The sequence below is a fragment of the Acinetobacter calcoaceticus genome (assembly GCF_016508255.1).
Classification (GTDB): domain Bacteria; phylum Pseudomonadota; class Gammaproteobacteria; order Pseudomonadales; family Moraxellaceae; genus Acinetobacter; species Acinetobacter calcoaceticus_E.
On record NZ_JADVKT010000001.1, the window covers coordinates 619,467 to 643,893 of the forward strand.

Sequence of the window (24,427 nt, forward strand, 5' to 3'; positions counted from 1 at the left end):
GTTGAGTTAATTATGGCTTAACCACAACTAATACTTGAATTGCTTCTGGTGTAACAGTTAAACCCTCAAGCAAGCTCAAACCTTCTTTTTGAAGCTTTTGTAACCGGTCAATTTCATCTTGACGAATACTTGGGTTGAACTGTTTTAGATAAGTTAAACGGTCAATTTCATATTGCCATTTACTACCATAGTGTTCTTTTGCTTGCTGCTGAAGCTGAGGCAAATCAACTTTCGCGATATCCAACGCTTGTTTATAACGTTCCTCAATGATATCACGGCGAGCTTTAACCACCTGACGACAGCTATTGCCATCTAAGTGATGTAAATAAGGTTTTAAAATTGTTGGATCAATTTTTTCAGACAAATCTTGACCATTTTCGCTTAACAATACGCGAATTAACTGCTTAGGTAAGCTCGATGGTAAATTTAATGCCTTAGGTGCCACCACATCAACTTTAAACCACACTTCAATTAATACAGAACCTTGCTTCAATGCATTAGATTTGAGTACGGCAACATTGGTACTACCAAATGACTGCGTACGGATCATTTCCATTACACTTTCAATGAATGGATGCTCTAAAGTTAAATATTGAGCATCTTCACGAAGCTGAGCCTGATCACGATAGAACGTAGCAGTCATGCCTTCTTCGTCTAACGCTAAACCTTGCACTTGCATTTGGTCTGTTGGACGAATAATTACTGTACCGTTACTTTGCTCATCAAAGTCGATATTGGTTGATGACATGAAACGCTTCACAAACATTGGTAGCGTTGTATTGTCATCATAATCTTCTAACGCTTGAACAATCTCTTGCGCCACAATTGGACGACATGAGTTATATTCAAGTAAGCGATCTCGACCAGCTTGAAGTTCAGCTTCTAAAGCTTGACGTTGAACATTCACTTCTTCAAGCAAATCTTCAAATGTTTGACCTTGGTCTGCAAGCAAACAATCTTTTAATTCAACAATAAAGTTTTCTTGCAGCGTTTGCGCTGTTGGCGAAATATTGCTGAAAATATTAAGTGCTTCGTTGTACCAACGGAACATACGCTCTTGAGCTGTTCCCACAAGATATGGCACATGAATCTGAATACGGTTTTCTTGACCAATACGGTCTAGACGCCCAATACGTTGCTCTAAAACATCTGGGTTAGCTGGTAGATCAAATAAAATTAGATCACTGGCGAATTGGAAATTACGGCCTTCAGAACCAATTTCCGAACACAGTAAAATTTGTGCCCCATAGCTTTCTTCAGCAAAATAAGCAGCAGCTTGGTCACGCTCAAGTAAGCTCATGCCTTCATGGAACATTGCTGTACGAATACCTGCATGCAAACGCAATACATTTTCTAAAGCTTCAACAACCGGTCCACTACGCGCAATTAAAAGCACTTTTTTATGCTTGAGATCTTTGCGCAGAATTTCCATTACCCATAGCACACGTGGGTCATTTTGCATCCATGAACCATCAAGTTGTGCTTCTTCAGGCCACATCTGCTCACGCAGTTTTCCATCTTTTGACCAATCTTCTGGTGCTGGTAATGGTGCTGGCTGACAATCACGCCCAGGGAAGCCTTGAATTGCTTCACGCGTATTACGGAATAAAATACGGCCCGTACCATGACGGTCTAATAATTCATGAATTGCCCTGAAGCGTTGGTCTGGCTGGTCTTCAATACTATGACCTAACAACCCCTCTAAAGCAGATAAATGCTCAGGTGCTAAAGGCTGATCAGACATCAGTACTTCTGCAATTTTTGCAGTCTGCTGGTACTGAGTTTCTTCATCTAAGAAGCGCTCTAAACTACTAAAACGCTGCGGATCAAGTAAACGTAAACGTGCGAAATGACTTTCTACACCAAGCTGTTCAGGGGTTGCAGTAAGCAATAATACCCCAGCCGTATTTTCAGCCAGCTCTTCGATTAAATCGTAGCGATCATTACCGCCTTCTTCTTCGCTCCACATCAAATGATGTGCTTCATCGACCACGAGCAAATCGAAGCCAGCTTCTATTGCTTGCTCACGCAAATCATCATGGTCAACCATTAAGTCAACGCTGGCAATAATGCATTGCTCAGTTAAGAACGGATTAAGTTCTGGATCATGTTCTTTAATAGATGCGGTGCGCGTTAAATCAAACAGAGAGAATTGCAAATTAAAACGACGGCGCATTTCAATCATCCACTGATACTGTAGAGAATCAGGGACTAAAATAAGAATTCGTTCTGAGCGGCCAGTTTTAAGCTGTTGGTGGATAATTAAGCCAGCTTCAATTGTTTTACCCAAGCCCACTTCATCGGCAAGTAAAACACGAGGTGCAAAACGTTTACCAACTTCGTGTGCGATATAAAGCTGATGCGGAATTAGACCAACACGCGCTCCAACCATACCACGTAGAGGACTATTCTGCATTTGTGCTTGCATGAGCATCGCTTCAATACGCAGGTCATACCACTCTTTATAGTCGACCTGACTTGCAAGCAAACGATCTAAAGGTTTCGATAACTGAATTTGAGCGCCAATACGTGTTTCATTCAACGCTTTACGATCTTGTTCACCATTTTCTAATGTACGAACAACGTTGTAACGCAAAACACCATGTCGGTCTTCAACAGACTCAACAATCCACTTCTTGCCTTCCTGATCTTGAACTTCATCATTTGTGTTAAAGATGATACGAGATAGTGGAGCGTTATTACGTGCATATACACGCGTCTCATCACTTTTGGGGAATAAAATGCTGACAGATCTTTCATCTACATCAATAAGCACACCTAAACCGAGCTCAGTTTCTGTGTCTGATAGCCAACGTTGACCAATAGCATACTGCTGCAATTTTTCCACCTTTCTCTCAAGTTCGCACTACATATTGTACGATGCAAATTAGCTTATTTTTGCATCTTTTTATGTAGTCTTTAAAGCAAAATTTTGAAGCAAAAACCAATTAAATGAGTTTGCTACAAAAAATCACGCATTAAAATTTTTACATTAAAACGGTACAGGACAGTTAAAAGTTAATATTTCTGATGTGACAGGATGATTAAAACTTAACTGTTTGGCATGCAAACACAAACGCGGAACAAGTTGCTGTTCTGGTGTTGCATACAGCGTGTCACCTACAATTGGATGCCCAAGATATTGCATGTGGACACGGAGTTGATGGGATCGACCCGTAATTGGTGTTAATTTCACACGAGTTACAGGTTGCCCCTGAATCTGAAAATTTTCTAGCACCTGCCAATGGGTTAAAGCAGGCTTGTTGTGAGAAGCATCGACAATATGTAAAGGTGGTCGGCTTGGATCATAAATGACAGGAATATCTACAGTCCCCTCACCCTCTAAATGACCCGCAACCAATGCTTCGTATATTTTTGAAGTCTGACGGTCTTGAAACTGACGCGCAATGGTACTTTGACCACGCTTAGATAAACCAAATACCAAAATACCTGAAGTGTCTCGATCTAGACGGTGAATAAGCAAAGTTTTAGGCTCAATCGCAACCAACCTTGTCAAAACGCTATCATGTAAATCACCCTTACCAGGAACACTCAAGATGTCCGAAGGTTTATGAATCACCATAAAATCATCATCACGATAGATCAGATGTTCACTTAGAAAATCACTCAAAGTTATATTCCCAAGGTAAGATGAAAAACAAGCGGGCAATAATAAAAAGCTTACGTCCGAATTACAATGCCGTTCGGGTAAATTAACAACATAATTTGCAAATATTATGGAGCACTTCGGGTCTATAGTGAGTCAATGCTTCAATAAATGCATAATATGTTGCAATGTAGGTGCTTGCATCACCTCTTCAGCACTTAGGCTCGCACCGTTCACACGCCATAGGTCGACCAGATAATTCACCGCAGATTGAGTTAATCCATAGTTTCGTAAATCAATTTCAGGGTGAATTTCCATAGGATGCCGCCCAACCTGTTCAGCAATGACCAATAAAATTCCTTTATCCGAGAGAATATATTCAGACGGCGCACTTAAAGACCATAAGCGGATTAAGTTCTGCGTATTTAAATGTTTTATATGGTCAAAACTGATCTTTTCAACCCACTGGATATGCTGCTCTAAATTACCTGCCAAGATTGCATCATTTACCACACAGACCTGATCTGTAATCGACAAAACGAGCTGCATGACTTGTTTAAAAAGAGGTGACAAATACCCTGCCATTGTCACTTGGGCTTCACTGTTTGCTGACAGCCTTTGACCAAGCTGCAACATGGTTTGCTGAAGCTGAGATGTATCAATAAAAATGACTGGAATATCTAGAGACTGAGCACGTTTACTCAATAGGTCTAAATAGTTCGCCAATGGTTGCCCAAACCAATCAGGTAGTGCTTTAAGCTCATTTAGTCCAACCAATAGCAAAATACTTTCTGTAGACTCAATCGGCCAATTTGAAGTATTTGCTGCTAATTGGATTTTTCGAGGTAAAGGATAAAACATTGTTCTCTGCAAATATAAAAATGGTTCAAATTAAAAAGCCCGTTTTAAACGGGCTTTTTTGCTTACTTCATTTCAGCGAAAGTTTCTTTTGCAGCCTGAATCGTAAACGCAATATCTTCATCTGAATGTGCAGATGAAATAAAGCCAGCTTCAAATGCTGAAGGTGCCAAGTTTACCCCACGCTTTAACATGCCATGGAAGAACTTTTTGAAAGCTTCAATATCACACGCCAACATAGAATCAAAGCTCGTAATATCTTCTTGATCGGTAAAGTAAAGACCGAACATTGCGCCAGCTTGCTGAGTCTTAAACGGAATCCCCGCTTCATCTGCTGCTGCTTGTAAACCTACAAGCAACTTTTCAAGTTGAGCAGATAAGTTGCTGTAAAAATCTGGTTGACGTAAATGTTTAAACATTTCGATACCAGCGCGCATAGCAAGTGGGTTGCCAGATAAAGTACCAGCTTGGTATACGCCGCCTAAAGGTGCGATACATTCCATGATTTCACGTTTACCACCAAATGCACCAACAGGTAAGCCCGCACCAATGATTTTACCCAAAGTCGTTAAGTCTGGCTTAACGTTATATACTGATTGCGCACCGCCTAAAGCAACACGGAAACCTGTCATTACTTCATCAATAATAAATACAGATTTATATTCATCACATACATCACGAATGGCTTGTAAGAAACCATCAATTGGTTTCACCATATTCATGTTGCCTGCGACTGGTTCAATAATGACACCAGCAATTTCATGGCCGAACTTCACAAAACATTCTTTTAATGCAGCAATATCGTTGTAAGGAAGCGTTAAAGTATGTTTAGCAAAATCGACTGGAACACCTTTTGAAGTCGGCTCACCTTCACCTAAAGTGAGTAAGCCTGAACCTGCTTTTACTAAAAGCGAGTCTGAGTGACCATGGTAACAACCTTCAAACTTCACAATCTTGTCACGGCCAGTGTAACCACGCGCTAAACGAATAGCGGTCATAGTCGCTTCTGTACCAGAGTTAGTCATGCGTACTAATTCAATAGATGGCATGATTTCACAAATAATATCTGCCAACGTTGTTTCATGAACAGTTGGCGCACCAAAGCTTAAACCATCTTCAGCAGCAGTTTGCACAGCCTTAATAATCTCTGGATGAGCATGGCCCAAAATCATAGGTCCCCATGAACCTACATAGTCAACATAGCGCTTACCATCTACATCCCACAAATATGCACCTTTCGCTTTCTCGATGAAAACTGGTGTTCCTCCAACGCCATTAAAGGCACGTACTGGAGAGTTCACACCACCAGGAATGTGTTTGCTGGCTTGTTTAAATAACTGTTCTTGCTTTGGAGATAAACTCATGGAAATGCTCGTCTTAAATATCTAAAAAATAATTTTGAAAGCTTAAGAAAATAATTGTGCCCAGGCCTGTACACGGGCAGGAATTTCAGCAGTTGATCGGCCTAATATATCACTAATGACTGCACAGAGGTCAGCTCCGGCGTCAATGACAGGCTTTGAATTTTCTACAGTTAGACCACCAATTGCACAAATTGGTAAATCATATTGAGCTGCTGCTTGTTTAATGACTTCCATTCCAACATTACCTGCTTCAGGTTTTGTAGAGGTCGCATAGACAGCACCAAAGGCAATATAAGTTGCGCCATCTGCAATTGCTTTTTGGGCAAGTTCTAATGAGTTTAGGCAAGTACGGCCAATAATGGCATCATGTGGTAACTGTGATTTTGCATCCGTAATTTCACCATCACTTTGGCCTAAATGCACACCTAAACCAAACTGAGCAGCCAGTTTTAGGTCATCATTAATGACAAAGGGAACTTGATATTTTTCACACAAAAGTTTGATCTGTTCGACTTCAGCAGGTTGGTCGGTTTTTTCTACTTTCTTACGGCGGTACTGTAAAATTGCGACCTGACGAGTTGCGAGCGCGGCATCTATTTTTTCTAATAATAGTTGGATTGGGTCATCATTGGTAATGAGATATAAACCGCGCATACTCTACTCTCGCTTTTAAAAACTTCGCTAGTATAACGGATTTATAGGTCATCATAAGTACCGATTGATATAGGTTTACCAGTACCAATCGGTATATTTAAAATAGAAAGTAAAATTAACTCGGAATTTTATCGTGCTTGCGATCAATCAAACTCAAACGGCCACGTGCAACATCAGACAACATTCGCCAATCTGAAATAAAACTATAAAAAGGCTGCTTAAAACTCGCAGGTTTATTTTTTTCAAATACAAAATGCCCCACCCAAGCATTTGCGTAACCCGCTACCAAACCATAGAGCACATATTTGGCTTGTTTTTTACGAATTGCTTTTGAAAAGAAATATAGACCAATGCTACTACCGACTACATGCAAGCGTCTGCTCATGATATTGCGGTGTTCAGTTAAATAAAAATGATAAAATTCTTGATAGTTTTTAATAGGTAACTCAAACTCTGGCTGAGCTTCATGATTAAAGTTTATTGGTGCATTCACAATCATCTTCCTGATTTTTATTTGATCAAAACTTAACTGATTGTACACCTAAATAAAAGCCTAGCGTCATATGTTTGATTGTAACTTTCTCTATCAAAATCATTATTTCTCTCTCTAAACTATTATACTGATTAAAGATAGTTTAAATACCTGATTCAGGGAGATTACATTATGGTTGAAGTCGAGCTTAAGTTTCAGTTACCTGAATCGAAGAAAAAAACTGTCCAGCAATATTTAAAAAAGCATAAAGCACAAAATATTCACTTACAGGCAAAGTATTACGACACTCCCGATCGTTTGCTCGCAAAAAATGGCATGGCCTTACGTTTACGTAAAGAAGATGATCAATGGGTACAAACATTTAAAGCCGCTGGTCAAAGCCACCTACATCGTGTTGAAGAAGAAGTTCACTTAGGCCAATGTGAACAGGAACCTGACTTAAACCTTGAGTTATATCAAGACAATAAAGTCGTAACTGATTTAATTAATGCAGCTTTAGGAACACAAGCTGAAAAATTAAGCTTGCAGTTTGAGACTGATGTACAGCGTACCTATCATGTGTTTGAAGCAGATGATACGGCTATTGAAGTTTGCTTAGATGATGGCGTCGTAAAAACAGCAGATACACAAAGTGTAATTTGTGAAGTCGAATTTGAACTCAAGCAAGGTTTAGTCAAAACGCTTATTCAATTTGCCCAGCAATGGATTAATCGTTACTCGCTTTGGCTTGATGTAAGAAGTAAAGCCGAGCGTGGTAATTTATTGGCGCTAAGACAAGCAGTTTCACCCGCTGTTCATTCAAAAGCACTAAATTTAGATAAAAATATTACAGCTGAACAAGCTCTAAAAAAAATCATCGATAATTGTTTAGGACAATTCTTACCCAATATGGCTGCTATTGCCGATGGTATTGCAGAACCTGAGCATATTCATCAAGCACGTGTGAGTTTGCGCCGTTTACGTAGTGCGCTTAAACATTTTTCAGAATGGTCAAACGAAATAAACCCGCTTTGGGAAGAACAAATTGCCGAGCTTTTCCGCAAGCTTGGAGACACTCGTGACATAGATGCAATTCGTACCGAAGTGTTACCTATCATTCAACAACATGGGGCACCAGAGCTTTTACTTCCTGTTTCGACACAGTCATTTAAAGAACTCTCGGCTCTATTTACTTCTTCAGACACCATTAAGCTTTTACTAGAGTTATTAGCTTTTGCTTATTCAGAACAAAACTCTAAAGCTAAAAACAGTAAACTTAAAAAGCATATTAATAAGAGTCTAGATAAGCTACATCATAAAGTAATCAAAAATGCCGAACTTTTCTCTGAACTTGAAATCATCGAGCAACATCAAATACGAAAACAAGCCAAGCAGCTACGTTATTGTGTTGAGTTTATTTCGAGTCTCTATCCTAATAAAAAAGTACAGCAATATTTAAAACAGCTACAACCTGTACAAAATACATTGGGTCAATATAACGATTTGTTTATTGCTGAAGATATTTTTAATAAAGCAGTCGAACAAGATCAGTCATTCTGGTTTGCCTTAGGCTGGGTAAAAGCGAAACAACCTTATTTGCAAAAGCAATCGGCAAAGGCTTTACACAATTTTAGTCAGGTCGAAACTTTCTGGTAATTGAATAAAAGTCGCTGTAAACGTGCAGCGACTTTTTATCTATACTTACCAAATATTTTCCATACCCCATTATCAGCTAATGGGTCATTGTAACTATCACTGCGCTGCTTTCTTGGCTTCTCACGCGCATCAACTAACTTAAAATGTGGCTCAACGCCTAACACAATACCATTCGTATAAAACCGCGAACGGGTGTATTCATTTTGCCCATGTTGGAACACATAAGTTCTTAAGTCGATGAACTCACGGTGGGCAACCAGCGCCGCCGTATCATCGCTCTGCAACCATTCTTGCATCGTAAAAATCTGGTCTGTTTCGAACTGCCCACATTTTTCAATTAAGCTCGCTACACCGCGAAAAGTTTTAGATTCTTTCGCGCGGGTCTTATTAATTCGAATTCGGTCTACATGAAAAAAGAACAGCGGTAAATTTAAATGGCTTGGTAAATGAATGGCATCTGGTAATTCATCTTCCATAAACGGCTGAAAAAGCTCTTGTGCCCTTTCAATTAACCCTTGCCATTGTTGATAGTAGGTTTTGACTTCTTCTTGCAAACCGTAATAAATCGGTAGGCCTTCGACATGCTCTAAATATTGCGGTGGAAAAATATGTTGGCGTAATAAAGCAATATCCGTTTTTAGACTTTGAATCGCGATTGCATCTTGCATATTAAACCTTCCGATACTTAGGCTATTTACAGACTAAGCCAAAGGTTTTGTTTCCGCAAGGCTTTGCCTATAATAAGCAGTTCTATTTTTGCGGAAATAAGTCATGTCTCAAAAGATTAATGCAACAGATGTTACTGAAGAAGAAGCTTTAAATGCGGTTTTCTTTGAGCGTGCGGATGAATTTATCAAACAAGCGAATGATTTTTGTCGCCCGCCAAAAGGTGAGAAACCAGATCCAGCCGAATTGCGTGGTCAAGTGAGCGCAGCAATGTTGTTTGCTAGCGCCCGTTTTAACACATGGGTAGCAGCAAATAATTTTAAAGATGGCGATGAAATGCGTAATGCTAAAGATCAAGTCATGTCTTATCTTGTGCAACAATTTCAAATGATGCTTGAAGATAACTTTGATGAGTACTGTGAACAGTTCGAAAATTATTTACGTTTCCGTAAAAATGAAGATTTTCACGCACACAAACATGATCATTAATATGATTTAAATACCCAAATAAAAAGCCACAATTGAGTGGCTTTTTATTTAAACGAAGACTTTATTTTTTTGCTGCCTGACCATATTGATCAGCCATAACCTCAACTAAATGTTCAGGTTTAATATATTTTTTAATGACTGTGTTTACGTCTGCAACAGTCAGTTTAGTCAAGTTTTGGTCATGTCGAACACGGTCTTGTAATGTTTTATCAGACTCAAGCTGAAGATTTAACATCCCATGAATACTACGCTCATCTTCTAATGCTGTAACACGTTTCTTCATGATATCTGCTTTCGCAGCTTCAAGTTCTTGCTCAGTCACACCATTTTTCAATAAATCATTCAACACTTTATGTATTGATGCAGAAACTTGCGCTGAACGCCCCGAAGTATAATTTGCACTAATACTTAAGGCCCCAACATTGGTATCACGATCAAGCTGCAAACCACTTCCAAAACCATAAACCAATGCATTTTTTTCACGAAGCTCTTGAGCTAAACGTGATGAGATTTGAGACTCACCTAAAATATAGTTGAGTAAAATTAACGCAGATGCATCAGGATGATTTTTTCCGACAGGTAGAGCGAGCACACTTTGGTAGCTACCAAATTCGCGCTGCTCAGATAAAACATGAACTTGCTGCGCTGGAAAATCAACATGATCAATCAAGATTTTTTGATAAGGTTGTTTACTGCTCCAACCACTAAACTCTTGATTCAGTAATTTCTGCATTTTTTTCGCATCAAACTTGCCCGTAATAGCAATTTCAGCATGATTCATTGCAAAGAAATTCTCGTACAGTTCTTTCACTTGTTCTTGAGTGGCATTTTGCAATTGTTGTTTTGCCAGTTCCGGCTCAAAGTGATAACGCAAATCACCCGGTTGATATTCTTCAAGCAAACGCGAAAGTGTTAAGCCAGCCACCACATCTGGTTCAGTATAAGGGCGGTCAAGACTTGATAAACTCTGCGATTTAATTAAATCAAATTGAGATTTCTCAAATTTCGGATTTTTCATGACATCAAGAACAAACTTGAAAAATTCATCAAATTTTTCTGATTTAGACTGAATGTTAATCGTCATGCCATTGCCATCGGCACTAGCATAAGCAGCTCCGCCTGCATCAATCGATTTATCAGCAATATCCTGCAAACTGTATTTATCAGAACCTCGTAGTAATAAATATGAGGTTAAATCGACTATCGTACCTTTATTAAATAAAGATTTTTCCGTCCCAAAATCCATCGTAATCGTCGCATACGTACGATCATCACGTGTTTCAACTGGGAATAAAGCATACTTCATTCCATTTTTCAGTTTTCCACGGGTAATCTTTTTCTCATTACTTTCTGCATACTGTTTTGAAGCTTTTAAAAACTCTGTCACTTCTTGTCGATAGGCTTTCGGGTCCTTTAAAGGCTCTGCCTTTGCTTCAACTTTATCTAGAGTTTTAGGTGCCTCTTTTGAATTTTGCTGTTGAGCTTTTTTCTGATCTTCAGGTGTTGGCAAAATATCACCATCAATACGATGATCCGAAATGAGGAACTGTTTTAAAGTTTGATTCACTTGATCTAACTTAACGTTTTCTACTGAATCTAAGTCTTTAAAATATTGATCCCATTGCCCACCAGCAACAGTGTAATCACTCAAGCGTGAACCAAGTGCTACCGCATCTTTATTGACTAAATCGCCTTGTGTTTTCATTAAACTTTTAACACGATTTAATTCAACTTCAGTAAAAGGCTTCCCTTTCTCAATACCCTCTAGTAAAGAGCTTTCAACTTTTTTAGGGTCATTACTTGGTGCATAAATAGCACCTAGAAACACAACATTAAAATCTTGGTCTAACCAAGTACTCGCCTCAACATTTGTGGTAATGCCTGTTTCAACCATGTTCTGATATAAATGACCACTTGGTTGCATGGTATATAACAAAGGAGCTAACGCGAGGGTCGGCTGAATTTTGGTATTTTTACCATTCATATAGATATGGAATTTAGCCAGATCACTCCCCTTTTTCACCACAAACTGACGATCTTTTATTTTTGCAGAGTCGAGCACAGGAATCTGTACAGGCTTCGGAACTTCACGCGCTGCGATTGGACTAAAATATTGATCAACTGTTTTTAAGACGTCTGTTTTATCAAACTTACCTGAAATGACCATAACGGCATTGTTCGGCGCATACCAGCTACGATAAAAGCGGTCTAGTTCAGACATTTTAATAGATTTAAGTTCAGGTAAATCACCAATCGGTAAACGACCTAAATATTGATTACCATAAGCTGACTTCCACATTTGATCCATCAAAACAGCAAAGGGCTGATCCATACGAACTTCGCGTTCACGTTTTACGATTTCAATTTCAGAAGGAACGAATTTTTCTTGTAGAACTAATTTATCCATACGTTCAGATTCAAGATACAACACTTCGTTGAGTGCAGTCTTTTCAGGACGAACGATATTGGTATATTTGGTCGAATAATAATCTGTGCTTGCGTTCGTCATCAACGTATATTGATCTAAACGACGTTGGAACTCTTCCCCTTTAACATTCTTTGTCCCCTTAAAAGCCAAATGTTCAAGCAAATGAGCTAAACCACTTTTGCCTTGCGGATCATTTAATGACCCTGTTAAATAAATGGTATTAATAAAGATTTTATTTTCTTTGTCATTCGGCGCAAGTACAACCCGAAAACCGTTATCTAATTTATATTCCTCAATATTTTGCTTGCTTTTTACTAGTGTGGTTTGTGCCCAAGACGCAGCACTTAAACCAAGAATACATAGGGAGAGAGTCAGTTGTTTAAACTGCATAAACATATAAATACCAATTAATTTGAATAATAAAAAATCAATAGTTGTGGGACTATAGTAGGAAATTTAAACTGACTTTCATAGTAAAGTTTTGAAAAAAAAGCCGTTTATTTAAACGGCTTTTTATTTTAAGGAAAAATTTCAGCTTGCATATAAAGTTTCCCATATCCTGAAATTTCAATACGTTCCTGAGAAAGAATATTGCAATATAAAACGCCTCCACGGCTAGAAGCCTGATAAGCCACAATATTATTTTTCCCAAGCTTTTCTGCCCATAATGGTGCTATAGCCGTATGAATTGACCCTGTAACAGGGTCTTCATCAATACCCGCGACAGGCGCAAAATAACGAGAGACACAATCATATTGCTGATCTGTATTTGATGTTATTGCAACATCCATATCATTTGCTGTCACAGCAGTACGTAACTTGCCTAAAGTTTTGAGCAAGTTCATGTCTGGCTGCTCGTCTAATACATCTTGCACTGACTCATATTCAACAATATACCCTTGAACATTTTGATAAACCGCTTTAAAGGGTTTGGTTAAAGCTTGACGTAAAATAGCTGGATAATCTTCGACTTGCTGAGCTTTACGAATTGGAAAATCCATTCTAATTTTGCCGTCTTCATCTTGATGAACCACAAAAAGACCTAAGTTTTGTACATGAAAATTAATGGTCTTTTTTTCGGTAAAATCTTTAAATAGCACAAAAGCACTGGCAAGAGTGGCATGCCCACAAAAATCGACTTCAACTGTTGGAGTAAACCAACGGATTTCATAGTTTTCAGAGTCTATGATTTTTACAAAAGCAGTTTCAGACAAGTTATTTTCAAGTGCTATTTTTTGCATTAAATCTGCATCTAGCCATTCTTTTTCAACAATGACAGCCGCAGGATTGCCACGAAATAACTCTTTTGTAAAAGCATCGACTTGATACATTTTCATGATATTCAACTCTTTTAAATTAACTTATTTTCTTCAAGTTTTTAAAATATAAACAGACACAGATTTTTTAAAATTAGCATCACAGTCGCAATTTACACATAAAAAAACGACTCATCCAGAGACGAATGAGCCGTTTAATAATAACTATTAATGATGCTGAGTTAACTCAATTTCATCTTCACTATTTAATATTTCTTTATCCGTCTGACCCATTAATTGACTGGTAACAACACCAGCAGTCATTGAACCATTTACATTTAACGCAGTACGCCCCATATCAATTAACGGTTCAATTGAAATAAGCAGCGCAACCAAAGTCACAGGTAAACCCATAGCTGGAAGAACAATCAGCGCAGCGAAAGTCGCACCACCACCTACTCCAGCCACACCAATTGAACTTAAGGTCACAATACCAACTAACGAAGCAATCCACATAGGGTCTAGTGTGTTAATTCCCATCGTTGGCCCAACCATTACTGCAAGCATGGCAGGATACAGGCCCGCACAACCATTTTGACCAATTGTCGCACCAAAAGAAGCAGAGAAACTTGCAATAGATTCAGGAATACCTAAACGACGAGTTTGTGCTTCGATACTCAATGGAATACTTGCAGCACTTGAACGGCTGGTAAATGCGAACGTTAAAACTGGCGCAACTTTCTTAAAGAACTTAAGCGGAGAAACACCTGTCAGGGTCAAAATGATGCCATGTACAACAAACATGATGGCTAAACCCAAATACGACGCAACCAAGAAACCACCTAGGTTTAAGATATCTGCCACATTAGAACTTGCCACAACTTTGGTCATAAGCGCAAAAACACCATACGGTGTAAGCGTCATGACTAAACGAACCAACTTCATGACCCAAGACTGTAACGTCTGGATAGCCGTAAGAATACGCTGGCCTTTCTCTACATCATCTTTCATTAGGTTTAGCGCTGCTATACCTAAAAAGACCGCAAAAATAACCACACTAATAATTGAAGTTGGGTTTGCACCAGTTAATTCAGCAAATGGATTACTTGGAATAAAAGAAAGAATAAATTGCGGTACACTTAAATCGGTAACTTTACCTACATAATCTGTATTAATGGCTGTTAAACGTGCGGTTTCAGCGGCACCTTGTACCAAACCTTTCGCAGTTAAACCAAACAGATTCGTAACAAACACCCCTACGAGTGCAGCAATCAGGGTAGTAAATAATAAAGTACCAATCGTATAAAAACTGATTTTGCCTAAAGATGAGGCTTGGTGTAATTTTGCAACCGCTCCCAAAATAGACACAAATACCAAAGGCATGACGACCATTTGTAAAAGTTTTACATAGCCATTTCCAACGATATTAAACCAGCTAATAGATTCAGCAAGAATCGGATGGCCACCGCCATAAATCAAATGTAGTCCTAAACCAAACACTACACCTAGAACTAAGCCAGCCAGAACTTTTTTTGATAAGCTCCAGTCAGTTTTACGTGTTTGGGCGAGTAAAAATATTAACCCGACAAAAACCACAATATTGATGATTAAGGGTATATTCATTCCCAAACTCCAAATTATTGCTTGTGTCATCTTTCAAGGGGGCATATTTGACCATAGCCGGCCTATATAAACTACCCTTTTCAACAATTTTATAGCCTCAAGATGATTACAAACCTGCGTGAGAATATAAAATGACTTTTAAATACATATATATCACTTTTAATTCATAGATTAAGTAGGATATTTATGCATAAAAATCAACCACCACCTAAGCAACCTTTAATTCATATTGTTGCTCAATAAAATAAATAAACTGCTTTAAATTGGTTCCCCATGTTTCTGGTAACTGGGCAACTAAATATGTAGTGAAATGAGCAGAGTCCGTATTTAGCCCAAAACAATTGACTGACACTTTATTTGTAATTTTCGAAAGATACGATTTTGGTAATAAAGCAAAACCAACACCTAACTCTACACAACTCACGATTCCTTCAAGACTTCCCATTTCCATAATTTGTGAAGGCGGAATTCCAGAATCATTTAAAAAAAGTTCAATTGCATGTCGATATGAACAACCCTGTCGAAATGCAATAAATCTAGTTTTTGCTAGAGTCGCTTTTTCTGGAAAGCTCTCTTGTTGCTTAGGACAAACTAGAACCAGCTCTTCATGCCACACAGGAATGCTATACAACTCGGGAATGGAATGTTTAGATGCCACAAAAGCACAGTCCAATTCTCCCCCATGTACAGCATTCAGCAAATGACCTGTTGGATGAGTTTGAAGCTCAATAGGTAAAGTCGGATATTGCTGCATGCATTGGTTTAGCAATTGTGGCAAACGTATTGCAGCAGTTGTTTCCATGCTTCCAAGTTTGATCTTTTCCTCAGGATCAATACCACCTTCTTGAAAGATTTTTTTTGCTTTCTGATGTAATGCAAGCATTTGAACGGCATAAGTTTGCAACTGATGCCCTGCATTAGTCAAAGTCACTGGATTATGGCGATTTAATAAAATCACCCCTAATTCTTCTTCGAGTTTTTTTACATGGCTCGTGATATTCGATTGAACCGTATACATTTTTTGTGCCGCTATAGAAAAACTTCCGCTCTCAGCGACTGCTAAAAAAAACTCTAGAGACTTAAGCAACATAATGCTATCTCAAAACAAGATACCAACTATCATATTAAATCATTTTTAAAGATGAATAAACTCGCTTTTAATAATAAAAAAATTGAGTGCTTTCTCATGTCTACATTTTATCGAATGAGCCTGCTTGTCTTTTTAGCGACTTGTTTAGGTATTGGAGTATTCAGATTTTCCTATACTGCGCTCATGCCAATGATGATCGAGCAATATCACTGGCCCCATGATTTCGCGAGTTTCTTAGGTAGTGCAAATTTATTAGGCTATCTTCTCGGTGCGTTATGGGCACTCTTTCGCATTAAAGAAAAATCTATTGCTTCGATTATTGTTGGGTCGGCAGTCGTAGGCAGTTTAAGTCTACTATGCTGTGCTTTCACTCAAATGCCATTAGTTTGGTTCATTTTCTGGCGCACCATTTCGGGTATTGCAGGCGGCCTACTCATGATTTTGGCTCCAAGCTTTGCCATGAAAAATATTGCGACTCATCAAAGACTGAAAGTTAATTTTTTAGGATTTAGCGGGATTGGTGTAGGCGTGTTATCTGAGACCATCATTATTCCTGTACTTAAAAACATGTCTGTCCAATATGTCTGGGAGATTTTGGCAGGACTTTCTCTATTAGGAAGCTTAACTCTTTATCAATTATTAAGCCTTAATACTGCTCAGATTATTAAATCGCAATCGATAACTTTACAAACCTCACAAAAATCACGTTTGGGTCTGGTCATTATTATTGCCTATATGTGTAGTGCTTTTGCTTATATTCCGCACTCATTATTCTGGATGGATTACTTATCAGGAACCCTACATTTTCCATTACAGCAAAGGAATTTATTTTGGGTTCTCTATGGAGTAGGAAGCTGCATTGGTGCATTTGTCGCTTACTGCTTGAGCCGAATAATCGGGTATTTACAAACCATTAAATGGTTATATGCCATTTATTGTCTCGCTGTTGTTTTACCTTTCTTTTCCCAGACCACGTCTTTGCTCGCGTTGTCTTCCTTTCTTACTGGATTACTCACTCCTGCAACGGTGTTTATTAGCTCTTATATTCTGCTACAGATTTATGAGCAGCGTTATCAAAAGCTATGGAGCCTCGCCACAATTGGGTTTGCTAGCACTCAGCTTTTAGGTGGCGTGGTCATTAGTACTTTGCATCATTTGCATTGGTCTTACGCACATCTCTTTCTTTTAGGTGGAATCGTCCTATTTCTTGCGATTTGCCTTTTATTTCCCGTACGCCCTTCCTACATCTCAACTCTCGGAGAAACCGAATCATGAAAACTCTGTTCTTGCCCCTTTTTTTAATTGCTTTTGTTCTCGTTGTTCAGGCCCTAGACCAGAGTTATCAAAAGAAAATCGAACTTCCAAAACCCGCAAAATATCCTGAATTTATGCAATAAAAAAAGCCCCGATTATTGAGGGGCTTTCTCATGGCAGATTTATTTAATCGTCCATGTGTTTAATAATTGCATCACCAAATTCAGAGCAACGTAGCAAGGTTGCACCCGGCATTAAACGTTCAAAATCGTAAGTTACGGTTTTAGCGGCAATCGCTCCCGAAATCCCTTTAATGATCAAATCAGCAGCTTCTATCCATCCCATATCTCGAAGCATCATTTCCGCAGATAGAATGATAGAACCCGGGTTTACTTTATCTTGTCCGGCATATTTAGGTGCCGTACCATGCGTTGCTTCATAAACTGCTATTGCCCCACCAATATTTGCACCGGGCGCAATACCGATTCCGCCTACTTCCGCTGCCAAGGCATCAGAAATATAATCGCCATTTAAATTAAGCGTTGCAATCACTGAGTAGTCAGCAGGACGCATCAGGATCTGTTGTAAAAAAGCATCTGCAATCACATCTTTAATGATGATGTTTTTACCAGTTCTAGGGTTTTTAATTTTAACCCATGGGCCGCCATCAATCAGTTCGCCACCGAATCGATCTAGCGCTAACTCATACCCCCATTCTTTAAACGCCCCTTCGGTATATTTCATGATATTACCCTTATGAACAAGGGTTACCGATGGTTTGTCATTTTCAATTGCAAACTGAATGGCTTTACGGACTAAACGCTGCGAACCTTCTTTCGATACAGGTTTAATTCCAATACCACATCCTTCAGGGAAACGGATTTTTGTAACACCCATTTCTTCTTGAAGAAATCTAATTACTTTTTTAGCTTCTTCAGAATCGGCTTTCCATTCAATCCCTGCATAGATATCTTCCGAGTTCTCACGAAAAATTACCATGTCAGTTAATTCTGGGTGTTGAACTGGTGAAGGAACGCCTTTAAACCAACGTACTGGGCGAACGCAAACATATAAATCTAATTCTTGGCGTAAGGCAACGTTGAGTGAACGAATACCCCCACCCACCGGTGTCGTTAAAGGACCTTTGATTGATACAACGAACTCTCTAAGTGCTTCAAAAGTTTCTTCTGGCATATAGTTGCCATAAATTTTATTTGCTTTTTCGCCGCAATACACTTCCATCCATTCGATCGAACGCTTGCCACCATATGCTTTTAAAATCGCAGCATCTACGACTGCTTTCATGGTTGGCGTAATATCCACACCAATACCATCACCCTCAATAAAAGGAATAATTGGATGATTTGGTACATTCAGTGACAGGTCTGCATTTACTTTAATTTTGTCGCCATCTGCAGGAACCACGATCTTCTGATAACCCATTATGTGAATTCTCCCTTTTTATAATACTTAATTAACCAAAAATAATTATCGATACACAATACTTTCAACTCTTCTTAACGCATAATAGCTTAATTGAATTTAATCATTTTTGGGATTTATATGAGAAATAATAAAATTTCTCACTTAAATAAACCTCAATGTTTTCTCTAGTTATTTGAAAGAAGAAGTCATTTTTTATGAAAATTGTCATTCTCAACAAACCTTATGACGTTCTCTCCCAGTTTCGTAAAGACGAAGCGCATATGACCGTCTCTGACTTTGTTGATGACCCGACTTTGCGTTTGGCAGGCCGTCTTGATATGGACTCTGAGGGTTTAGTTTTTTTAACTGATCATGGTGGCTTGAATCAGTTCATTACTAACCCTGCAAATAAGAAATACAAAACGTATTTAGTTCAAGTTGATGGCGATGTGACTGAAGAAGCTCTTGAACAGCTTCGTAAAGGTGTAGAACTTAATGATGGTATGACGCTTCCTGCAACAGCCATTAAAGTAAGTGAACCAGAGTGGTTATGGGAACGTAACCCACCTGTACGTTTTCGTGCAAATATTCCAACATCTTGGATCGAAATCTCAATTTGCGAAGGCCGTAACCGTCAAGTTCGTCGTATGACTTCTGCGGTTGGTTTTCCAACCTTACGTTTAATTCGTACTAAAATTGGTTCAATTGATTTAGTCCAACTCGGCTTAAAACCTGGGGATGTGAAAGAAATTGAGCCTTTGCTTTACCCTGACTTTAAAGATGTTCCTGCTGAAGAACCTTATCGTTCACGTTCATATGTGAAGAAACCAGGTGGTACTGGCGGTAAACCAATGGTTCGTAAGAATAAAGATGGTTCTACAAAGAAGTCTGGTACAAAACGTATCTGGCAGATGGATGAAAGTGAAAAACCACGTCGTAAAACCAATGGTACAACTCGTCCAAATGCGAAAGCACCACGTGGTCGTGGCCGTAATGATCGATAAGATGTAAATTTTCAAAGCTCACCTAGGTGGGCTTTTTTAATGACTTTTATTTTTATAAGCGTAAAAAAGCCGGTGTTTATACACCGGCTTTTTAGCTATTTACTAACGAGTTAGTAATTAAGCTTCAACAGTTGCAAGAGCTGCATTAAATGTAGCACTTGGACGCATTACAGCATCTACTTTTGCTTTATCAATTGCATAGTAACCACCGATGTCAGCTGGTTTACCTTGTACTTGAGCAAGTTCAGCAACAATTTTCGGTTCTTGTTCAGCTAAAGTTTTTGCAAGAGGAGCAAATTTAGCTTTTAACTCAGCATCTTCGCTCTGTGCAGCAAGCGCTTCAGCCCAGTAAAGTGACAAGTAGAAATGGCTACCACGGTTGTCAATTTCACCCGTACGGCGTGATGGAGACTTGCCGTTATCAAGTAACTTGTCAGTCGCTTCATCAAGCGTCTTCGCAAGTAACTTAGCACGAGCATTATTTTCTTTAATACCCATTTCTTCTAAAGAAGCTGCTAGAGCAAGGAACTCACCAAGCGAATCCCAACGTAAGTGGTTTTCTTCAACAAGTTGCTGTACGTGTTTTGGCGCTGAACCACCCGCACCTGTCTCGTACATACCACCACCCGCCATAAGCGGAACAATAGATAACATTTTTGCAGAAGTACCAAGTTCCATAATCGGGAACAAGTCAGTTAAGTAGTCACGTAAAATGTTACCAGTCACAGAAATAGTATCTAGACCACGTACTACACGCTCAAGTGTGTAACGCATTGCACGTACTTGAGACATAATCTGGATATCTAGGCCGTTTGTGTCATGATCTTTTAAATACGTTTGTACTTTCTTGATCAATTCATTTTCGTGTGGACGGTACGGGTCAAGCCAGAAGATCGCAGGCATGCCTGAGTTACGTGCACGAGTTACTGCAAGTTTAACCCAGTCACGAATCGGAGCATCTTTAACCTGACACATACGCCAGATATCGCCTTCTTCAACATTTTGAGTCAATAACACTTCACCAGTGTCAAGATCGGTAATGTTTGCAATACCAGCTTCTGAAATTTCAAAAGTCTTGTCATGAGAACCGTATTCTTCAGCTTTTTGAGCCATCAAACCAACGTTCGGTACAGTACCCATAGTCTTCGGATCGAAGTTACCATGCCACTTACAGAAGTTGATCATTTCTTGGTAAATACGGGCAAATGTTGATTCTGGCATAACAGCTTTAGCATCATATTGCTTACCATCGGCACCCCACATTTTACCACCAGCACGGATCATTGCAGGCATAGAAGCGTCAACGATGATGTCGTTAGGTGAGTGGAAGTTTGTGATGCCTTTTGCTGAATCAACCATTGCAAGTGCAGGACGGTGTTCTTGACATGCATGTAAATCTTCAATGATTTCTTCACGTAATGACGTTGGAAGAGTTTCGATTTTCTCGTATAACCCAGCCATACCGTTATTTACGTTAATGCCTAATTCGTCAAATAACTTACCGTGTTTTTCAAAAGCTTCTTTGTAATAGATTTTCACACAGTGACCGAAAACGATCGGGTGTGAAACTTTCATCATTGTCGCTTTTACGTGTAAAGAGAACAAAATGCCCGCTTCTTTACAGTCATCAAGTTCTTTTTCATAGAAATCACAAAGTGCTTTCTTGCTCATGAACATTGAATCAATGATTTCGCCGTCTTGTAGCGCAACTTTTGGCTTAAGCACGATGCTCTTACCACTAGTTGTAATGAGTTCCATTTTCACATTACGTGCGCGATCAAGTGTCATTGACTTTTCGCCATGGTAGAAGTCACCTTCTTCCATATGTGAAACATGAGTTTGTGACCACTGTTTCCACTCGCTCATTGAATGAGGGTGTTTTTTTGCGTAATTTTTAACTGCTGCTGGAGCACGACGATCAGAGTTACCCTCACGAAGGACAGGGTTTACTGCTGAACCAAGGCACTTGCCATAACGAGCTTTAATTGATTTTTCTTCTTCAGTTACAGGATTTTCCGGATAATCAGGAATTGCATAACCTTTTGATTGAAGCTCTTTGATACATGCAGTTAATTGCGCAACAGACGCACTGATATTCGGTAGTTTGATAATGTTAGTATCTGGATCTTGTGTAAGACGACCTAGCTCTGCAAGGTTGTCGGATACCTTTTGCTCTTCACTTAGGTAATCAGCGAATTCTGCGAGCACACGTGCAGCTACAGAGATGTCACTTTTAATAATCTCGATGCCAGCTGGCTTAGTAAAGGTCTCAATGATCGGCAGTAGCGAATAGGTCGCCAATAGTGGCGCCTCGTCAGTCAGTGTGTAAATAATAGTTGACTTTTCACCAGCCATATATAGCCCCTTCCGTTTGATTGAGTGTTGAGGACCGAGCTTTTGGCCCAGAGCCTACGAACCGATATGCTTAAATAAAACCCTGAGAGTATCGGCTCTCATTGTCTTCCAGTCAACGAAATATCCAGTGATAACGACATTTCGTAGCGAAATAATACATAATTCAAATCTTTAGATAAGTTTCTAATATCTAACTCATTGTAATACGCACATTCAGATCACTTTTTAGACATTAAACATCATTAAAATACATGAGATATCTTTCAGTGTTCTGACAATTATTATACTTTTCATTCAAAATAAACTCAAAGGTAAAACGGATTTCACCATTTAGAAGGACTTAAAAATAAAAACCGATGTGCAAAACATCGGTTTTTTATAAACTATTTATTAGCGTTAATCTAAGCTTTTAACTAACCATTTTTCAGTTTTAGCCTGATCTTCAACCACAAGCTCAACTTCGGTTAAATCAGATGTAGCACACTCAACTTCAAAAGATATTAACTCGTCGCGACGGAAAGCAAATACAGTATAAATACCATCCAGTTTTGCATACTTCTCGATAAGCTTAGTGGATGCTTTTAAACCATCAATTGCAATAATCACATCATTGGCAGAAATACCTGCTTTTGCTCCAACGCTATCACGGCGAGCACTCTGTACCAGTACACCTTCTGGTTTATCAACAAGTTTTAAGCCTAATGGCAAAGATTTGTCAGTTTTAACTCTATAGCTTAAGCCAAACTCAGGAAACAGCTGATCAAGCGGCAATTCATCGGTCGTATTAATCAAATGATTAATTTGTTCAACCCAGTTATCACCTGTCAACTCTTTACATAAATCAAAAATGGTTCGCTCATTTACTTGAACGCCATTTTGAGTATTTTCATATAATCGACGCATTAAATCATCAAGACTAGAACCACGTAGACGTAAACCTAGATCTAGGCACAACGCAACCAAAGCACCCTTATTGTAGTAACTAGTGCCTGCGTTATTTGAATTTTCATCTTGACGATAAAATTTGATCCAAGCATCAAAACTGGATTCAGAAACAGACTGGATCAAGCGACCCGGATTTTGTAAATAGCGATCAATTTGTGATTTCAACAAATCCAAATAAGACTTTTGAGAAATCACACCGCTACGCAATAAAATTAAGTCATCATAATATGAAGTAAAACCTTCAAATATCCACAGCAAAGAGGTGTAACTTTCTTGATGCAAATCATAATTTGCAAAGTTTTCTGGACGGATAAACTTCACTAACCATGAATGAAAATATTCATGACTGCATAATCCTAAGAAACGTTGATAATCTTTAGAAGGTTCAGCCGGCTCATTCGATTTTGGCAAATCATCACGTGGTGTAATAAGGCTTGTGCTATTGCAATGCTCTAATCCACCATACGTACTCCCTGTTGCCATGGTCATAAAGGTATAGTTTTTAAATGGTGCTGAACCGAACATATTTATTTCAGTCGCACAAATCTTTTCAATATCGGCTTTTAAGCGATCAAGATTGGTATTGTGTTGACCAGAAATTACGAACTCATGTTCAATACCTTGTGTTTCAAAACTAAAGCGCGTTTGATCAGCCAACTCAAATGGGCTATCAATAAGCTGGTCGTAATGATCTGCTTTTAAGGTAAAACGGCCTTTAACCAAACTCTTTGAGCTTAAACCAGTCGCTAACTGAAAATGCTTTAACTCATCTGGCAAGAAAATTTCCAACTCACAAGCAGATTGTTCCTGTCCTTCCAGAGCCAAACATACACAGGCTGGATTAATATATAAACGCGTCTGGTCTACATAAGCACCACGTACAGATAAATCATATGCATAGACATCATATTCAAGCGTCATTAACTCATGGTCTGTATTAAATAAACGCCAGCGATTTTTGCTGGTTTTTTTAATATCGAGCATACGTCCAGCTTCATCATAAGCTTTAACGGATTCAATATGTTTTGAGAACTCTCGAATTAGATAACTACCCGGAATCCACGTTGGTAGCCAAAGTTCCTGATTCGGATTGGCTAAAAAACGAATTGTTACGTGAACAAGGTGCTGTTTGTAATCATCGAACTCAATTTGATAATGCAACATAAATTCTTCAATTTAAAATAAGAACGGCTTCACATTAGATTATCACTTTTTTGTATCGTCTTGCGTAGATGTATTTTTTGACAACAATTCCCACTAGCCTTCGACTAAAAAAAGGCA

General features: G+C 38.8%; 19 protein-coding genes. 5 read left to right on the forward strand and 14 right to left on the reverse strand.

Annotated elements, in window-relative coordinates; genetic code table 11:
* Window positions 1-10 precede the first annotated feature (10 nt).
* The 6 genes from rapA to I5515_RS02945 form a co-directional block, all read right to left on the reverse strand.
* Window positions 11-2,848 (reverse strand): RNA polymerase-associated protein RapA, encoded by a 2,838-nt coding sequence (rapA, locus tag I5515_RS02920; RefSeq protein WP_199964661.1) that lies wholly within the window; start codon window positions 2,846-2,848, stop codon window positions 11-13.
* Between the two features lie 144 nt (window positions 2,849-2,992).
* Window positions 2,993-3,631, reverse strand: a complete 639-nt coding sequence (locus I5515_RS02925) for an RluA family pseudouridine synthase (protein ID WP_199964662.1) — start codon at window positions 3,629-3,631, stop codon at window positions 2,993-2,995.
* Window positions 3,632-3,763: 132 nt separating this feature from the next.
* Window positions 3,764-4,468 carry an acyl carrier protein gene (locus I5515_RS02930; RefSeq protein WP_199964663.1) on the reverse strand — a complete coding sequence of 235 codons (705 nt, stop codon included), beginning with the start codon at window positions 4,466-4,468 and terminating at the stop codon, window positions 3,764-3,766.
* A gap of 62 nt (window positions 4,469-4,530) precedes the next feature.
* Window positions 4,531-5,829, reverse strand: a complete 1,299-nt coding sequence (gene hemL, locus I5515_RS02935) for a glutamate-1-semialdehyde 2,1-aminomutase (protein WP_199964664.1) — start codon at window positions 5,827-5,829, stop codon at window positions 4,531-4,533.
* Window positions 5,830-5,871: 42 nt separating this feature from the next.
* On the reverse strand, window positions 5,872-6,483 hold the full coding sequence (gene thiE, locus I5515_RS02940; protein WP_199964665.1) for a thiamine phosphate synthase: 612 nt from the start codon (window positions 6,481-6,483) through the stop codon (window positions 5,872-5,874).
* A 115-nt stretch (window positions 6,484-6,598) separates the two neighbouring features.
* Window positions 6,599-6,982: a DUF962 domain-containing protein gene (locus tag I5515_RS02945; RefSeq protein ID WP_199964666.1), complete on the reverse strand. Its 384-nt coding sequence runs from the start codon at window positions 6,980-6,982 to the stop codon at window positions 6,599-6,601.
* Window positions 6,983-7,147: 165 nt separating this feature from the next.
* On the opposite strand from I5515_RS02945, the gene I5515_RS02950 reads away from it, so the two are divergent.
* A complete protein-coding gene (locus tag I5515_RS02950) occupies window positions 7,148-8,611 on the forward strand; it encodes a CYTH and CHAD domain-containing protein (RefSeq protein ID WP_199964667.1) in 1,464 nt (487 codons plus the stop codon).
* A 35-nt stretch (window positions 8,612-8,646) separates the two neighbouring features.
* Here I5515_RS02950 and I5515_RS02955 read toward each other — a convergent pair whose 3' ends face one another.
* Window positions 8,647-9,279, reverse strand: coding sequence for a hypothetical protein (locus tag I5515_RS02955; RefSeq protein ID WP_199964668.1), 633 nt, complete (start codon window positions 9,277-9,279; stop codon window positions 8,647-8,649).
* Window positions 9,280-9,382: 103 nt separating this feature from the next.
* Here I5515_RS02955 and I5515_RS02960 point away from each other — a divergent pair, with 103 nt between their 5' ends.
* Complete coding sequence (locus tag I5515_RS02960; protein ID WP_199964669.1) at window positions 9,383-9,766, forward strand: DUF3144 domain-containing protein; 384 nt, start codon at window positions 9,383-9,385, stop codon at window positions 9,764-9,766.
* 61 nt (window positions 9,767-9,827) lie between these two features.
* Here the strand turns inward: I5515_RS02960 and I5515_RS02965 are convergent, their stop codons facing one another.
* The 4 genes from I5515_RS02965 to I5515_RS02980 all read right to left on the reverse strand — a co-directional run bounded on the left by I5515_RS02965 (window position 9,828) and on the right by I5515_RS02980 (window position 16,163).
* On the reverse strand, window positions 9,828-12,590 hold the full coding sequence (locus I5515_RS02965; RefSeq protein WP_199964670.1) for a M16 family metallopeptidase: 2,763 nt from the start codon (window positions 12,588-12,590) through the stop codon (window positions 9,828-9,830).
* 122 nt (window positions 12,591-12,712) lie between these two features.
* A complete protein-coding gene (locus tag I5515_RS02970) occupies window positions 12,713-13,531 on the reverse strand; it encodes a PhzF family phenazine biosynthesis protein (RefSeq protein WP_199964671.1) in 819 nt (272 codons plus the stop codon).
* 147 nt (window positions 13,532-13,678) lie between these two features.
* On the reverse strand, window positions 13,679-15,073 hold the full coding sequence (locus I5515_RS02975) for an L-cystine transporter (RefSeq protein WP_199964672.1): 1,395 nt from the start codon (window positions 15,071-15,073) through the stop codon (window positions 13,679-13,681).
* Between the two features lie 208 nt (window positions 15,074-15,281).
* Window positions 15,282-16,163: a LysR family transcriptional regulator gene (locus tag I5515_RS02980; RefSeq protein WP_199964673.1), complete on the reverse strand. Its 882-nt coding sequence runs from the start codon at window positions 16,161-16,163 to the stop codon at window positions 15,282-15,284.
* 96 nt (window positions 16,164-16,259) lie between these two features.
* Between I5515_RS02980 and I5515_RS02985 the strand changes: the two genes are divergently transcribed.
* Both I5515_RS02985 and I5515_RS17475 read left to right on the forward strand, forming a co-directional pair.
* Window positions 16,260-17,438, forward strand: a complete 1,179-nt coding sequence (locus tag I5515_RS02985) for a YbfB/YjiJ family MFS transporter (protein WP_199964675.1) — start codon at window positions 16,260-16,262, stop codon at window positions 17,436-17,438.
* Window positions 17,435-17,560 carry a hypothetical protein gene (locus I5515_RS17475; RefSeq protein ID WP_227562610.1) on the forward strand — a complete coding sequence of 42 codons (126 nt, stop codon included), beginning with the start codon at window positions 17,435-17,437 and terminating at the stop codon, window positions 17,558-17,560. The genes I5515_RS02985 and I5515_RS17475 overlap by 4 nt, the downstream gene beginning before the upstream one ends.
* A gap of 43 nt (window positions 17,561-17,603) precedes the next feature.
* On the opposite strand, the gene icd is transcribed toward I5515_RS17475, so the two are convergent.
* Entirely contained in the window at window positions 17,604-18,860 is a 1,257-nt protein-coding gene (gene icd, locus I5515_RS02990; protein ID WP_199964676.1) for an NADP-dependent isocitrate dehydrogenase, read from the reverse strand.
* A gap of 197 nt (window positions 18,861-19,057) precedes the next feature.
* On the opposite strand from icd, the gene I5515_RS02995 reads away from it, so the two are divergent.
* Window positions 19,058-19,846, forward strand: coding sequence for an rRNA large subunit pseudouridine synthase E (locus tag I5515_RS02995; RefSeq protein WP_199964677.1), 789 nt, complete (start codon window positions 19,058-19,060; stop codon window positions 19,844-19,846).
* Window positions 19,847-19,963: 117 nt separating this feature from the next.
* Here I5515_RS02995 and I5515_RS03000 read toward each other — a convergent pair whose 3' ends face one another.
* Entirely contained in the window at window positions 19,964-22,201 is a 2,238-nt protein-coding gene (locus tag I5515_RS03000; protein ID WP_199964679.1) for an NADP-dependent isocitrate dehydrogenase, read from the reverse strand.
* A gap of 396 nt (window positions 22,202-22,597) precedes the next feature.
* Complete coding sequence (locus I5515_RS03005) at window positions 22,598-24,310, reverse strand: M61 family metallopeptidase (protein ID WP_199964680.1); 1,713 nt, start codon at window positions 24,308-24,310, stop codon at window positions 22,598-22,600.
* Window positions 24,311-24,427 lie beyond the last annotated feature (117 nt).

What these genes read in the sequence shown, in the direction of transcription:
- I5515_RS17475 (WP_227562610.1), top strand. Translation starts at nt 17,435, where the DNA reads ATGAAAACTCTGTTCTTGCCCCTTTTTTTAATTGCTTTTGTTCTCGTT.
- I5515_RS02960 (WP_199964669.1), top strand. Translation starts at nt 9,383, where the DNA reads ATGTCTCAAAAGATTAATGCAACAGATGTTACTGAAGAAGAAGCTTTA.
- icd (WP_199964676.1), bottom strand. Translation starts at nt 18,860, where the DNA reads ATGGGTTATCAGAAGATCGTGGTTCCTGCAGATGGCGACAAAATTAAA.
- I5515_RS02965 (WP_199964670.1), bottom strand. Translation starts at nt 12,590, where the DNA reads ATGTTTATGCAGTTTAAACAACTGACTCTCTCCCTATGTATTCTTGGT.
- I5515_RS03000 (WP_199964679.1), bottom strand. Translation starts at nt 22,201, where the DNA reads ATGGCTGGTGAAAAGTCAACTATTATTTACACACTGACTGACGAGGCG.
- I5515_RS02955 (WP_199964668.1), bottom strand. Translation starts at nt 9,279, where the DNA reads ATGCAAGATGCAATCGCGATTCAAAGTCTAAAAACGGATATTGCTTTA.
- I5515_RS02980 (WP_199964673.1), bottom strand. Translation starts at nt 16,163, where the DNA reads ATGTTGCTTAAGTCTCTAGAGTTTTTTTTAGCAGTCGCTGAGAGCGGA.
- I5515_RS02945 (WP_199964666.1), bottom strand. Translation starts at nt 6,982, where the DNA reads ATGATTGTGAATGCACCAATAAACTTTAATCATGAAGCTCAGCCAGAG.
- I5515_RS02930 (WP_199964663.1), bottom strand. Translation starts at nt 4,468, where the DNA reads ATGTTTTATCCTTTACCTCGAAAAATCCAATTAGCAGCAAATACTTCA.
- hemL (WP_199964664.1), bottom strand. Translation starts at nt 5,829, where the DNA reads ATGAGTTTATCTCCAAAGCAAGAACAGTTATTTAAACAAGCCAGCAAA.
- I5515_RS02985 (WP_199964675.1), top strand. Translation starts at nt 16,260, where the DNA reads ATGTCTACATTTTATCGAATGAGCCTGCTTGTCTTTTTAGCGACTTGT.
- I5515_RS02970 (WP_199964671.1), bottom strand. Translation starts at nt 13,531, where the DNA reads ATGAAAATGTATCAAGTCGATGCTTTTACAAAAGAGTTATTTCGTGGC.
- I5515_RS02950 (WP_199964667.1), top strand. Translation starts at nt 7,148, where the DNA reads ATGGTTGAAGTCGAGCTTAAGTTTCAGTTACCTGAATCGAAGAAAAAA.
- I5515_RS02975 (WP_199964672.1), bottom strand. Translation starts at nt 15,073, where the DNA reads ATGAATATACCCTTAATCATCAATATTGTGGTTTTTGTCGGGTTAATA.
- I5515_RS02995 (WP_199964677.1), top strand. Translation starts at nt 19,058, where the DNA reads ATGAAAATTGTCATTCTCAACAAACCTTATGACGTTCTCTCCCAGTTT.
- thiE (WP_199964665.1), bottom strand. Translation starts at nt 6,483, where the DNA reads ATGCGCGGTTTATATCTCATTACCAATGATGACCCAATCCAACTATTA.
- I5515_RS03005 (WP_199964680.1), bottom strand. Translation starts at nt 24,310, where the DNA reads ATGTTGCATTATCAAATTGAGTTCGATGATTACAAACAGCACCTTGTT.